A 14,658-nucleotide genomic window follows, 5' to 3' on the forward strand; every position below is an offset into this window, starting at 1 on the left:
CCATGTTCGACAGAATCCTGGCGTTATTCGTGCTGGCACTGGTATTAGGCGTGCCCCTGGGCCTGATCTTCCTGGTCACCGGGCAGTTCCTGATGGACTTCGTGTTTTTCTACCCGCTGTTCATGTCGGCGCTGTGGATCGCCGGTGGCTTGTACTTCTGGCTGCATTGGGAGCGCCACTGGCCCTGGGAGGAAGACACTCCGGCACCGACCCTGGCCGGCAACCCGCTGATCTCGATCATCATCCCTTGCTACAACGAGGGCGATAACGCCGCCGACACCATTCATGCGGCGCTGGGCCAGCTGTACCCGAACATCGAAGTGATCGCGGTCAACGACGGCTCCAAGGACAACACTGCCGCCGTCCTCGACGCCCTGGCGCTGGAACATCCGCGCCTGCGCGTGCTGCACCTGGCGCAGAACCAGGGCAAGGCCGTGGCCTTGCGCATGGGTGCGGTGGCCTCGCGCAGCGAATACCTGGTGTGCATCGACGGCGATGCGCTGCTGGATAAAAACGCGGCGGCCTACATGGTTGCACCGATGCTCGACAACCCGCGCCTGGGCGCCGTCACCGGCAACCCACGCATCCGCACACGCTCGACCTTGATCGGCCGCGTGCAGGTGGGCGAGTTCTCCTCGATCATCGGCTTGATCAAGCGCACCCAGCGCGTGTTCGGGCGGATCTTCACGGTGTCGGGTGTGGTGGTGGCGTTCCGTAAAAAGGCGCTGGACCGCATCGACTACTGGAGCACCGACATGATCACCGAGGACATCGATGTCAGTTGGAAGCTGCAGCTTGATCACTGGAGCATCTTCTACGAGCCGCGCGCGCTGTGCTGGATCCTGATGCCCGAAACCGTCGGTGGCCTGTGGAAACAGCGCCTGCGCTGGGCCCAGGGCGGTGCCGAAGTGCTGTTCAAGAATATCCGTGGCATCTGGCAATGGCGCCATCGCTACCTGTGGCCGCTGCTGTTCGAATACTGCCTGTCCACCGGTTGGGCCTTCACCTTCCTGCTTTCGGTGATTTTCTGGGGCCTGGGCAAATTCATCGTGCTGCCGCCGGCAATCACGGTGGACTCCCTGGTCCCGCCGGCCTTTACCGGCCTGGTGCTGGCGATGGTGTGTTTGGTGCAGTTTGCGGTGAGCATCCTGATCGACCGCCGCTACGAGAAAGACCTGTGGAAAACCCTGTTCTGGACCGTGTGGTACCCGATGGTGTTCTGGCTGGTCAGCCTGTTCACCACCCTGGTCAGTTTCCCCAAGGTGCTGTTCAACCAGCACCAGAAGCGCGCGCGCTGGGTCAGCCCGGATCGCGGTATCAAACCTGTTGAAGAGGAGGCCTGAGCATGAAACTGGTCAGAACTCGCCAAAGTACCGTGATGTGGATCATCGACGTGATCCTGACCTTGATGGCCTGGGCCGGACTGGTCTGGCTGCTGGCGCGCGGGGTCACTTCGATGCTTGAAACCCACGGCGGCCCGCGTATCGAGGCGCCGATTTTCGCGGCGCTCAATACCTTGCAGGTCTACCTGTGGATCGCACTGTTCAACGCGGTGATCCTGGTCACCTGGGCACGCTACCAGCAACGCAAGGGGCGCAAGTTCGCCCAGCGCCGCGCCGAAGCCAAGGCTCTCACCGACAAGAACCTGAGCGAGAGCTTCAGCCTCGCCGAGGGTGACCTGGAGCAACTGCGCCGCCCGGGCGTACTGGTGATCCACAACGACGAAGACGGCGGCGTGTCGGAAGTCAAAGCCCACGTCTCCCGCGACGTGGAAAAACCAGGCTTGACCCTCGTGCCTGGCGCGCCTCAGAACAAAGACGCCAGCTAGTGGTGTAAACCACAATCCAATGTGGGAGGGGGCACCCCGATTGCGGTGGATCAGCTAATGAATACTTGGCTGACACCCCCTATCGGGAGCAAGTCGAATCGTCGCACCGCCCCCCACATGGGGCTCTTACCCTGCCGATCCCGATTATTGCGATCCAATTCACAAAACTCCCGCGAACTTATCTGCTTTTTTCGGTACTAACTTATCTCGGCAAGAACTTGATGGCCAAGTAATGGCAACTTATAAGTTCTCCGACGAATCGCTATCAGAACAGCTGCCGCCTGTCGGAATAATATTTCCAGTGTCAGGCCGTGTATCTTTTTGATAATTTTTTATTGTTATTAATCAATGTGTTGCGTGAATAACTAGCGCGGACATGCAACTGACTCTGTTTCTTGGGTTACTGCTAGTTCGATGTTAGTTTCGCGGCCCCTGATTTTCGACGGACCGAACATGTCTTTTTTATTGCCACGGACTCGGTATTTGCTATGCACTTTGCTGCTTGCTTATTTGAGCGGCAACAGTGCCTTGGCCGCCCCTACGCCGGGGGATCAGGACCTTATCCGCGACCGCCAGAACCGGCTTCTCGAAGAGCAGCGTCGGCGCCTGGAAGAGCTCCAGGACCTGCCCGGCAAGAGCAATCAGCCACAGGCCCCGGCACAGCCTGCTGACACCCGCTGCTTCCCCATCCAGGACATCGAACTCAAGGGCGCCGACAGCCTCTCCGCAGCCGACCGTAACCGCCTGCTCAAACCCTATATCGGCCAATGCCTGGGCGTTACGCAGCTCAATGAACTGCTCAAGGTCATCACCGATTACTACATTGCCAAGGGCCGCGTCACCAGCCGGGCCTACCTGCCGCAACAGGACCTTTCCAGCGGCCACCTGCAAGTGCTGGTGGTCGAAGGCAAACTCGAAGGCCTGAAGGGCGCCCAGGGCAGCACGGTCACCGACCGCGAGCTGGCCATGGCGTTTCCCGGCAAGGTTGGCGAGGCCCTCAACCTGCGCGAAGTCGAGCAACTGGTGGATCAACTGAGCCGCTTGCCGTCCAAACAGGCGCAAATGGAACTGACCCCCGGCACCCAGATCGGCGGCAGCGAAGTGCTGGTCAAAAACCAGCCGCAAAAACCCTGGCGCGCCAGCCTGTCGCGCAACAACGACGGCCAGAAAAGTACCGGCGAACAGCAGTGGGGCGCTGGCCTGGAATGGGACAGCCCGCTGGGCCTGGCCGACCAACTGATCCTGCGCGGCGGCCACGATGCCATCAGCGACCACCAGAAAACCTCGAAAAACAGCATGCTCTACTACAACGTGCCGTGGGGCTGGTGGAACTTCAGTTACACCTACAGTGAAAGCGATTACCGCACGCCGGGCAGCGTCGATGACTTCAAATACAAGCAATGGGGCGACAGCCAGAATCACCAGCTGCGCGCCGAGCGTGTGGTGCATCGCGATGACGTGAGCAAGACGTCGGTCAATGTCGGCCTCACTCATTTGCGCACCAACAACTACATCAACGACACACGCCTGGGCGTCAGCAGCAACCGCCTCAGCGAATTCCAGGTGGGTATCAGCCACGGGCGCCGTATCGGCAGCGCGTTCGTCAACCTTGATGTGGGCATGCAAAACGGTATCGGTGCCTTCGATGCGCAAAAGGATGAGCAGACCCGTATCCGCGGCAACCTCACGCCCACGCCGCGCTACCGCAAATACACCGCCACCCTGAGCTACCTGCAGCCGTTCACGCTGTGGGGCGAGTCATTGAGTTTTTCCAGCCTGGCCACCGGGCAGCGCAGTGAAGACGTGCTGTACGCGCCGCAACGCATGAGTCTTGGCGGCTCGTACTCGGTGCGGGGTTTCAAGGACCAGCAGTTGAACGGCGACAGCGGCGGCTACTGGCGCAACGAAGTGCGTTGGGCGCGCCCGGTGACCCTCGACTGGATGCGCCCGGCCTTCGCCGAGTACGGCGCCAGCGTCGGCTACGACCAGGGCGTGATTCGCAACGATCGCTACAACGATGACCAGCACGGCCGGGTATCGAGTAACTCCCTGGAGCTGTTTGCCCGTGGCAAGCACGTCAGCACCAGCGTGACGTTTGCCCATTCGCTGGAAAGGCCTGGCGTCGTGACCGAGCGCGAAGCGCCGATTTATTTCCGCCTGGATTTCTTCCTGTAATTCAACACCGCTGCCTTGAGATTTTGAATATGGACGTTCGCCCTGTTACTGCCCTGAAAAGCCTGAGCCAACGCGGCCTGGCCCTGATCCTGGCCAACGCGTTGTTCTGGCAGCCGCTGCTGGCCCAGGCCGAGGGTATTGTGGTCAGCGGCCCCGGCACTACCCTCGGGCAGGCGGGCAACGGCGTTCCGGTGGTGAACATCGCCACGCCCAATGGCAGCGGGCTGTCCCATAACCAGTTCAAGGACTACAACGTCGGTCCCAACGGCGTGATCCTCAACAACGCCACGGGCATGGTGCAGAGCACGCAGCTGGGCGGGATCATCGTCGGCAACCCGAACCTCAAGGGCGGCGCTGCGAATGTCATCCTCAACGAAGTCAACGGCGGCAGCCCCAGCCAGTTGCGCGGCTACACCGAAGTGGCGGGGCAGTCCGCCAAGGTCATCGTGGCCAACCCGTATGGCGTGAGCTGTAACGGTTGCGGCTTTATCAATACCCCCAACGTCACCCTGACCACCGGCAAGCCGATTCTTGACCAGGCCGGGCGCCTGGACCGCTACCAGGTGGATGGCGGTGCGGTGACCATCGACGGCCAGGGCTTGAACGCCAGCAACGTCGACCGCTTCGAGATCATTACCCGTTCGGCCAAGATCAACGCCAAGATCAATGCGCGCCAGCTCACCGTGATTGCCGGACGCAATGACGTCGACGCCCAAAGCCTGAAAACCACCGCGCGCGCCGACGACGGCAGCACCAAGCCGGAACTGGCCATCGACTCGTCGGCCCTGGGCGGCATGTATGCCGGTGCGATCAAACTGGTGGGCACCGAAGCCGGCGTGGGTGTGAAGCTCGACGGCACACTGGCAGCCAGTGGTGGCGATATTCAGCTCGACGCCAACGGCCACCTGAGCATGGCCCAGGCCGCCGCCAGCGGTGCGGTGGACATTAAGGCCGCGAGCCTGGAGACCAAGGGCGCCGTGTACGCGGGCACCACCCTCAAGGCACAGACCAAGGGCACCCTGAAAAACAGCAAGACCCTCGCCGCCCGCGACAGCATCACACTGACCAGCAACGGCCAACTGACCAACAGCGGCATCGTCGAGGCCGGGGTCAACGCCGATAACACGCGCAACACCGTCGGCGACGTCAAGCTCGAGGCCCAGCACATCAGCAATACCGGCACGGTGATCGCCAATCGCGAGCTCGGCGCCACCGCCAATACCCTGGACAACCAGGGCGGTACCATGAACGCCAAGCAGGTGTTGAACGTCACCGCCGCCAGCGTCGACAACCGCAACAACGGTCGCCTGCTCAGCGACGGCACGCAGACCCTCACCGTCAGCGGCCTGCTGGACAACAGCCAGGGCGGCATCATCGACAGCACCGGTGCCTTCACCCTGCACGGCGATACCCTGGACAACAGCGCCGGCAGCCTCACCGGTGGCGGCGCAATCACCCTGGACCTGATCGGCGACCTGATCAATCGCAACGGCAAGCTGGCGAGTGCCGGCCCGTTGCTGATCCAGCGCGCCGCCCACGTTGACAACCAGGGAGGCAAGCTCGCCAGCCAAGGTTTGCTGACCCTGTTCGCCAACAGCATCGACAACCGCAACAACGGCACCCTGGCCGCCAACGATGGCCTGACCCTGACCACCAGCGGCCTGCTGCAAAACGGCGGCAACGGCCTGATCCACAGTGAAAAGTCCGGCGTGACCCTCACCGCCGGCACCCTCGACAACGACGGTGGCCGCATCGCCGCCAAAGCCGGTGATGCGCAGATCGACGCCACTGACTTCAACAACGGCAGCGGCGCGCTGTTTGCTCGGGATCGCGTGCACCTGACCGGTATGAATGTGGATAGCGGCGGCGAGATCGCCGGCAACCGGATCGACGTCAGCCTGACCGGGGCCCTGGTTAACCGTGGCCTGATCGAGAGCGCCACCGCCCTCGACGTCGACACTGCCAGCCTCACCAACAGCGGCCAGATGCGCGCCCTCGGCACCACCGGCAAGACCCGCTACGCCATCGGCGGCCTGCTCAACAACAGCGGTAGCCTCGAGACCGCCAACGACCAATTGAGCCTCGCCGCCACCCGCTTCCAGAACACCGGCGGCAAGGTATTGCACGTGGGCACGGGTGCACTCGACCTCAGCGGCATCAGCCTCGACGATGTCGGCGGTAGCCTGGTGACCAATGGCGACCTGATCCTCGATAAAGCCAACTGGACCAACAGCACCGCGATCCAGGCCGGGCGCCTGACCGTCAACGTCGATAACCTGCAACAGACCGCCACCGGCAAACTGCTCGGCATCCGCGCCCTGGTCGGCAGCGGCAAGGACTGGACCGTGGGCGGCAGCGTCGCCAGCCAGGGCAGCCTGGATCTTTCGGTGGACAACCTGCTCAACGACCACGGCCTGATCTTCAGTGGCGGCGACATGAACCTCAAGGTCGACCGCCTGAAAAACCTCGGCGCCGCGATCTACGCCATGGGCAACCTGCGTGTCGATCGCGACGGCCAGGGCGGCCTGGCCACCAGCATCATCAACAGCTCGGGGACGATCGAGAGCGAGCGCAACCTGATCCTGGCGGCCAGCACGATCCAGAACATCCGTACTGTGCTCACCACCGAGTCCGGCATCTACAGCGCCTCCATCACGCCCATCGCCTGTATCGAAGGGGTGACCGGTGGCGACTGCGAAGGCGGCAAGCAGAACCGGCCGTTCCAGATTACCCAGCGTGATCACTTCATCGTCAGCGATGCCACGGCAGCGTCCAGCATTACCTCGGGCGGCAACATGCTGCTCACCGGCGGCGAGCTGCTCAACAGCAGCAGTAGCATCGCCGCCGGCGGCAACCTCACGGCCATCGTCAACCAACTCACCAACGTCGGCGTCGTGACCCACGATACCCAGTATGACCGCGTCTTTACCTCAGCCCGCGAGCGCAAGCCCGGAGGCTGGTACCGTGAAGCCGCGGCCTTCACTCAACGCTATTCGGCAGGCCAGGACATGACCGGCGTCGAAGCCGGCCTGGCGTCGTTCATTGGCAAGATGGAGGGCGAGAAGGACAAGCTGCGCAAGACCACCCAGCTGATGGTGCCCGACCAGAGCTACGCCGCCGTCATCCAGGCCGGTGGCAGTGTGGACGTGAGAGCCCAGGCCGGCATCGACAACAGTGTCGTGCAAGGTGGCTACACCTACGTCGGCAGCGGCGCCAACACCAAGGCGCCGGGCTACTCGACCCTGGTCAGCCTCAACGCGCAACTGCCACCGGACGTTGCCCAGCAACAGGTCAACCCGCTGGGCCTGCCCGGCTTCGACCTGCCCACCGGCCAGAACGGCCTGTTCCACCTCAACGACCGCGATGGCGCAACCGGGCTGCCCACCAGCCAGTTCGCGGCCAGCCCGCATAAGTACCTGATCGAAACCAACCCGCTGCTCACCGACATGCGCCAGTTCATGAGCTCGGACTACATGCTGACCAAGCTCGGCTACGACCCCGACACTGCGCAACGTCGCCTGGGCGACGGCTTCTATGAGCAACGCCTGATCCAGCAAGCCGTGCTCGCCCGCACCGGCCAGCGCTTCATCGATGGCCAGACCAGCGACGCCGACCTGTTCAAGCACCTGATGGACAACGCCATCAGCAGCAAAAGCGCCCTGAATTTGTCCGTAGGCGTGAGCCTCACCGCCGAACAAGTCGCTGCCCTGACCCACGACATCGTGTGGCTGGAAAACGCCACCGTTGCCGGGCAACAAGTGCTGGTGCCGGTGCTGTACCTGGCCCAGGCGAATAACCGCCTGGCACCCAACGGTGCATTGATTTCCGGCACCGACGTCAACCTGATCACCGGCAGCCACCTCAACAACGCCGGCACCTTGCGCGCCACCGGCAACCTGCTGGCGAACGTCGGCAGCAACCTCACCAACAGTGGGTTGATGGAAGCCGGTGGTCGCCTCGACCTGCTCAGCGGCAACAACCTGACCAACCGCGCAGGCGGTGTGATCAGCGCGGGCAACGTCAACCTCGCCGCCGGCGCCGACCTGCTCAACGAACGCAGCGTCACCACCCACGAAAGCGCCAGCAGCTACCGCAGCGAACGCAGCGACTTCGTCGACAGCGCCGCGCGCATCGAATCGGCCAACGATCTGGCCATGCAGGCTGGCGGCAACATCAACAACGTCGGCGGCGTGCTCAAGAGCGGTGCCGATGCCACAGTCAAGGCGGCGGGCGACGTCAACATCACCGCCTCGAAAAGCCTCGACAGCGGCGCCATCGGCAACCGCTCCAGCTTCACCACCATCGCCCAGCAAGGCTCGGTGGTCGAGGCCGGCCGCGACCTGCATGTGATTGGCGGGCGCGACATCAGCGCCGTGGCCAGCCAGGTCAATGCCAAACGCGACGTCAACCTGATTGCCACCCGCGACCTCAACGCCATCGCGGCGGCCAACGAGCAGCACTCCACGACCAACACGAAAAAGGTCAAGAGCATCGAAGACCACGTGCAGCAAGTGTCCAGCGTGATCAAGGCCGGCGGCGACGCCACCCTGAGCGCCGGGCAGAACCTGCAACTGGTCGCCAGCCAGGTCAATGCCGGCAACGAGGCGTACCTGGTATCCGGTAAAAACCTCGAGCTCAAAGCCGCCGAAAACCAGGACTACAGCTTCTACAGCAAGACCAAGAAAACCTCCCAGGGCAAAAAATTCCGCCTGGATGAAACCGATGTGGTGAACAACGTTGGCAGCCTGGTCAGCGCGGGGACGAACAGCACCCTCGTCGCCGGTGCCGACCTGCTGCTGGCTGGGAGTGCCGTCACTGCTGAAAAAGGCGCCACACAACTCGTGGCCGGCCAGGACGTGAACATCCTCGCCGTCAGCAACGCCGACAGCGCCCGCCACGAACGCAAGGAAAGCAAAAGCAGCTGGGGCGGCCTGAAGTCGAGCAAAGTCCAGGACAAAGTCGACGAAAAACGCACCACCGCCCTGGGCAGCATGGTCTCCGGCGAAACCGTCACCGTCGCCGCCAAACGCGACGCCACGGTCACCGGTTCCAACCTGGTCAGCACCGGCGACCTCGCCGTCCAGGCCGGCCGTGACCTGACCATCGACGCGGCGCAGAACACCTTCGCCCGCACCGACATGCACAAGGAAAAAAATCGCGACCTCACCGGCGTGCTGACCGGCAACAAGCTCGGTCTGGACGACATGACCGGCAACCAGAAGCTGTACATCAACAGCTCGAAGCACAACGGCACGGCCAATGAAATGACCTTGACCGGCAGCACGATTGGTTCGAGTGCGGGCAATGTGTCGTTGACGGCGGGGCGTGAGCTGAAGGTGGTGGCCAGTGATCTGGTGAGCACCAAGAACATGGAGTTGAGTGGGGCTGATGTCACCGTTACTTCGGGGATGGAGACGGCCAGTCAGACCAGTAAGGACAGTTCCAAGAGCTTGGCGGTTGGGCGAGTGATTGCGGGCACCGTGGTCGACACCGCCAACAGCATCCGCGACGCAGCCGAGGCGGCGCGCAGCTCCGACGATCCGCGCCTCAAGGCCGTGAAGATCGCTCAGGCGGCGCTGTCGATGTACAACCTGAATAACCAGGCGGGCGATCTCGCTAAACAAAGTACCGGCTTCAAGGACAAGACCGGTGGCTCTGCCGGCAACGGGTCACTGATCAAGATCGGTACCGAACTGGCCAACACCCGCACCAAAAGCAGCAGCGAATACACGGCGCAGGCCGCTCACCAGAGCAACCTCAACGCCGGGGGTAAACTGTCGATCATCGCCGCGGGCGATGCGCCGGGCACTGTGGGTGACTTGACGATTACCGGCAGTACGTTGAAAGCCGACAGCACGTTGCTGTCCGCGAAAAACAACATCCTGATGCAAAGCGCACAGAACACCACCGACCGCAAAAACGACGGTTCACGCAACAGGACCGCTATCGGTGCCAGCTTCAACATAGGCGAGCAAAACGGTTTCACCATCGACCTCGGTGCACAAACCGCCAAGAACCTTGGCTCGGGTGGCTCGGTTACCCAGGTCAACACCACTCTGGACACCGGCTCGCTGGTGCTGCGCAGCGGCCAGGACACCAGCCTGATCGGCGCGCAGGTACGCGCTGACCGTATCGATGCCACCATCGGCGGCAACCTCAACATTCTGTCGCGCCAAGACACCGAAACGTCCAAGAGCAAGCAGAACAGCGCAGGCTTCGGTGCGAGCATCTGCATTCCGCCGATCTGTTATGGCTCCCCGGTAACCGCGTCCGCGAACCTGGCGGCGTCGAAGATGAACAGCGACTACCAGGCGGTGACCGACCAGAGCGGCTTCTTTGCCGGTAAGGGTGGCTACACCATCGATGTGGCGAAAAACACCACCCTGCAAGGTGCGGTGATTGCCAGTGAAGCCACGGCCGACAAAAACCTGCTGCTCACCGATCGGCTGCTGGTCAGCGACATCAAGAATAAGAGCGAGATCAAGAGCCAATCGGCCGGCGTCAGCGTCTCCGGTTCCTACAGTGGCGGCGCGACTACCCTCACGCCGGGTGCCTTGTATGGAATGTCGCTGAACGATTCGGACCACAGCTACACGCGCAGTGCCGTCAGCGAAGGCACGATCGTGGTGCGCAACCCTGAAGGCGCGGGTGACCTGGTCGGCCTGAACCGCGACACCGCCAACGCCAACCAGCGTCTCGACAAGCCTGATGAAAAGGCCATGCAGGAACGCATGGATCTGATCAAGAGTTCGATGGAGTTGACCAAGGGCATTGGTGATGCGATTGCTGCGGCCAGGATCAGGGCCGCCAACGACCCTAACAGCGATGTGAACAAAGCGACACGAGAGAAGCTCGTGCAGGAAGGGATTACCACCCCGACGCAGGATCAGATCAACCAACGTGCCCAGCAGGATTATGGCGTCGGCAGTAGCTTCCAGAGGGCCAGCCAGGCGGTGACTGCCGTGGTGCAAGCGGCGATGGGCGGTAGCGTGGGCGGTGCGTTGGCGGGGGCGGCGGCGCCATATCTGGCAGAAACAATCAGGGACAGGACCAAGGGCGACCCTACAGCCAATCTGATGGCCCATGCGGTACTGGGTGCTGTGCTCGCCAAGGCTGGCGGTAACTCAGCACTCGCTGGTGCAGCCGGTGCTGTGGCGGCAGAGGAAACCGCACGTCTGATCAAAGAGAACCTGTATGGCGATGTCAGTAACGAGAACCTGACCCAGGCGCAAAAGCAGACGATCTCCAGCCTCGCGACCTTGGCGGGTGGCCTTTCAGGATCGTTGTCCGGCAAGGGCGCACTGGATGCGGTGGCAGCGGCTCAGGTTGGGAGGAATGCGGTTGAGAATAACTATCTCAGCGTGCCGGAAGCGACCCGTAAGTTTGTGCTTTCACGCAAGCAAATGCTGGGCACCATCACTGACAAAGAAAAAGATGAACTCGCGTATATAAACGTTATCGATAAAGATCGAGATGAAGCGATTCGCGATGCCTGCACTACCGGAAATTTGTCCAGTTCCGCTTGCGGTCGTTTGATCGAACCTGCACGTCAGGCTCTTGCGGAATACGAGGCTCCTGTCTCTGTCCGTCTGCTTTATAAAGAACTTTACCCGGCTGATGCAAAAAATGCCGAGGCTGCATTACGTGGCTTAGACGATGCCAGCATTCTCCACGACATCGTGATAACGGACCTTGCGAGCCGTTCTGAGAAAACGCGGGCGGAAGTTGAGCAACAGTATGATTTTGTCATGACGATGCATGCCATCACGGCGGCGATTGCTGGGGGGTACGGATTAAAAGGGTTAACGTCTACTACAAAAGTGCCTGCATCGACTTTGATTTCTGGAGAGGCCAAAGTTGTCGGAACCGGAAAATCAGCAGCAAACGACGCGAGCTTTAATGTTCCCAAAGGCTACACACAAGAAATTGATGGAACCGTGAACGGCCCCGGTGGTGGGACTTACAAACCTACCGGAACGCAGGACGCCAATGGCAATCAGGTGTTTCTGGCCGGTAATGGTAACTACTACACGTTGACCGAGGATAGAGCGACGCGAATTGTTTCTCCTAATCCGTCCGCCGGAATTGGAGCAACAGGGAAAATCGGGGAGGATGCCCTAAAACCATTGGGTGGTCAGTCTCAAGTTACCTTCCAAACGACCCAAGGCGTGCGTGTCGTCGACCAGCTAGCTCCAGGTGCTTTGGCTCATGAGTCCAAGGTTGGATACACTTCACTCGACGCCAATACAGCCCTTCAGGTGATGAAGGATACGGAGCTCCTGAGCCGCGGTATGGTTAATGGGGTAACATGGAATTTTTATAGGAGCCCCGTCACAGGACGCGTTGGACCTGCGCCAGCCCTTGAAAAAGCTTTGTCCGACGCGGGAATCAAAATTAAGGTGCATTGATTATGGAATTTACAACCGCCTATACGCCAGTCACAGATTTTTTTTCATCTATGAATTCGAAAGAGCTAAATAGTTTTTATGAACTCTTTATGCTTAATAAACCCTACTGTTTAGATGAGTTAATTCAAGCTGTTTGGCATACGCCGGGATATGAAAGCTGGAACGCGGATTTTTCCCCGGAATCTTTAGATGGTGTGGCTGAGTGGTTAGCTTCACGGATTTATAAAGAGCAACTGTCATCAACGGTTAACGAAACAGGAAATGATTCAATTGCCGGCACGGCTGATTTGAACACACCTGTTCTATCCGAAGAGGCAATGTCTTTGGCTGTTTTAGTTGGAATGTATTATGGTGAAGTGGCGGTTCGAAATAACCCTGAACTGAGCTGGAGTCAGTTAAAAGGTAATAAGAAACAGGCGGATTACGGGCAGCCTGTTATATCCGCATCTGGCTCGCTGCCTACCAATCCAGTAAGAGTTGCTCATGCATTCGCGTGCGCTATTGCTGATGGATCAAAGACATTAGGTCGGCTTCGAGAGACATATAACTATTGGATGCAATTAATAAAGGCTAAATAAGATGTGCAGTGACGTGCAAGTATTTCACTGTGTCGTTTGTCGTAACTGTGATTGCGCTATCCATTAGGGGGCAGGCCACGTTTTTGTTTGAATGCTTGTGGAGAAGCAAATCTGGAGGTGTTACGTTCTTTAATAATTGGCTTTTTTATTTCATTTGTCTGGGAAGTTTTTAAGCTGGGCGGTTTTTAAAATAACCGCCCATTTTATTTATGAAATTTTTGAGTTCAACTTCCGGCCAATCACATCCAGCAAATCACACCCATCTCGCAGCGGAATTGCCAGTAACAGCGCAAAATCGTGAAGCACAATCGCATCACTGCTGATCTCTTCCCGAAACGCGAGGTTCTCCAAAAACTGAGTCACCGCACGAATGCGATACGCGGCGGCATCATAGAGAACATCTAGGGGCGCTTGCGTGTCGATCACCAGCGCGGGGATGGTTGAGTCATGGCCTGTAAGCGGCATGTATCTATTCATAGGTAAAGCCTCGGTCGATGTAATGAAAGCTGTCACCTATCGTCGCCAAACGAATGGGTGACAGCTGTACGCAGGTTGGCGAACCGGGACCGAGTTCCGGCAGACCCGAAGGTCTCCCGCGCACAGCTGCCATAAAGCAGCGATGCGGGTACGGAAACCCCTGCAAGCAAGCAGAAAGCTTTCGCATACGGTCAACGGATCGCCAAATCCGATCGCCCTTTTGGACGACCGGCGGACTATAAGTCCTCAGCGTAAAAACACGCAAGGCATCAAAAGGCCAACGTCGCCCTGCGAGCCGGCGCCAACCTCAACGCCATCGCGGCAGCCAACGAGCAGCATTCGACCTACAACTCGAAAAAATCAAAAGCATCGAAGACCACGTCCAGCAAGTCTCCAGCGTGATCAAGGCCGGCGGCGACGCCACCCTGAGCGCCGGGCAGAACCTGCAACTGGTCGCCAGCCAGGTCAATGCCGGCAACGAGGCGTACCTGGTATCCGGCAAAAACCTCGAGCTCAAAGCCGCGCAAGACCAGGACTACAGCTTCTACAGCAAGACCAAGAAAACCTCCCAGGGCAAGAAATTCCGCCTGGATGAAACCGACGTCGTGAACAACGTCGGCAGCCTGGTCAGCGCGGGGACGAACAGCACCGTCGTCGCCGGTGCGGACCTGCTGCTGGCCGGCAGCGCCGTCACTGCCGAAAAAGGCGCTACGCAACTGGTGGCCGGCCAGGACGTGAACATCCTCGCCGTCAGCAACGCCGACAGCGCCCGCCACGAACGCAAGGAAAGCAAAAGCAGCTGGGGCGGCCTGAAGTCGAGCAAAGTCCAGGACAAAGTCGACGAAAAACGCACCACCGCCCTGGGCAGCATGGTCTCCGGCGAAACCGTCACGGTCGCCGCCAAACGCGATGCCACGGTCACCGGCTCGTCCCTGGTCAGCACCGGCGACCTCGCCGTCCAGGCCGGCCGCGACCTGACCATCGACGCGGCGCAAAACACCTTCGCCCGCACCGACATGCACAAGGAAAAAAATCGCGACCTCACCGGCGTGCTGACCGGCAACAAGCTCGGTCTGGACGACATGACCGGCAACCAGAAGCTGTACATCAACAGCTCGAAGCACAACGGCACGGCCAATGAAATGACCTTGACCGGCAGCACTATTGGTTCGAGCGCGGGCAATGTGTCGTT

7 protein-coding genes are annotated in these 14,658 nt (G+C 60.2%); 6 read left to right on the plus strand and 1 reads right to left on the minus strand.

The window, feature by feature from the left end:
* Nucleotides 1-2 precede the first annotated feature (2 nt).
* The 5 genes from pgaC (at nucleotide 3) to F6S08_RS01420 (ending at nucleotide 12,989) form a co-directional block, all read left to right on the plus strand.
* Entirely contained in the window at nucleotides 3-1,343 is a 1,341-nt protein-coding gene (pgaC, locus tag F6S08_RS01400; RefSeq protein ID WP_027608081.1) for a poly-beta-1,6-N-acetyl-D-glucosamine synthase, read from the plus strand.
* Nucleotides 1,344-1,345: 2 nt separating this feature from the next.
* Entirely contained in the window at nucleotides 1,346-1,828 is a 483-nt protein-coding gene (gene pgaD, locus F6S08_RS01405; protein WP_065924687.1) for a poly-beta-1,6-N-acetyl-D-glucosamine biosynthesis protein PgaD, read from the plus strand.
* Between the two features lie 453 nt (nucleotides 1,829-2,281).
* The gene (locus F6S08_RS01410) at nucleotides 2,282-4,003 is read left to right on the plus strand and encodes a ShlB/FhaC/HecB family hemolysin secretion/activation protein (protein ID WP_074848304.1); all 1,722 of its coding nucleotides are present in this window, start codon (nucleotides 2,282-2,284) and stop codon (nucleotides 4,001-4,003) included.
* 29 nt (nucleotides 4,004-4,032) lie between these two features.
* Complete coding sequence (locus F6S08_RS01415; protein WP_315871181.1) at nucleotides 4,033-12,411, plus strand: hemagglutinin repeat-containing protein; 8,379 nt, start codon at nucleotides 4,033-4,035, stop codon at nucleotides 12,409-12,411.
* 2 nt (nucleotides 12,412-12,413) lie between these two features.
* Nucleotides 12,414-12,989, plus strand: a complete 576-nt coding sequence (locus F6S08_RS01420) for a hypothetical protein (RefSeq protein WP_133822175.1) — start codon at nucleotides 12,414-12,416, stop codon at nucleotides 12,987-12,989.
* 207 nt (nucleotides 12,990-13,196) lie between these two features.
* Here the strand turns inward: F6S08_RS01420 and F6S08_RS01425 are convergent, their stop codons facing one another.
* Nucleotides 13,197-13,454 (minus strand): hypothetical protein, encoded by a 258-nt coding sequence (locus F6S08_RS01425; protein WP_027608116.1) that lies wholly within the window; start codon nucleotides 13,452-13,454, stop codon nucleotides 13,197-13,199.
* Nucleotides 13,455-13,864: 410 nt separating this feature from the next.
* Here F6S08_RS01425 and F6S08_RS01430 point away from each other — a divergent pair.
* On the plus strand, nucleotides 13,865-14,658 hold a 794-nt coding region (locus F6S08_RS01430; protein WP_315871182.1), incomplete at its 3' end, for a hemagglutinin repeat-containing protein.

Origin of the sequence: Pseudomonas sp. JV449 (genome assembly GCF_032424295.1) — a bacterium.
Classification (GTDB): domain Bacteria; phylum Pseudomonadota; class Gammaproteobacteria; order Pseudomonadales; family Pseudomonadaceae; genus Aquipseudomonas; species Aquipseudomonas marginalis.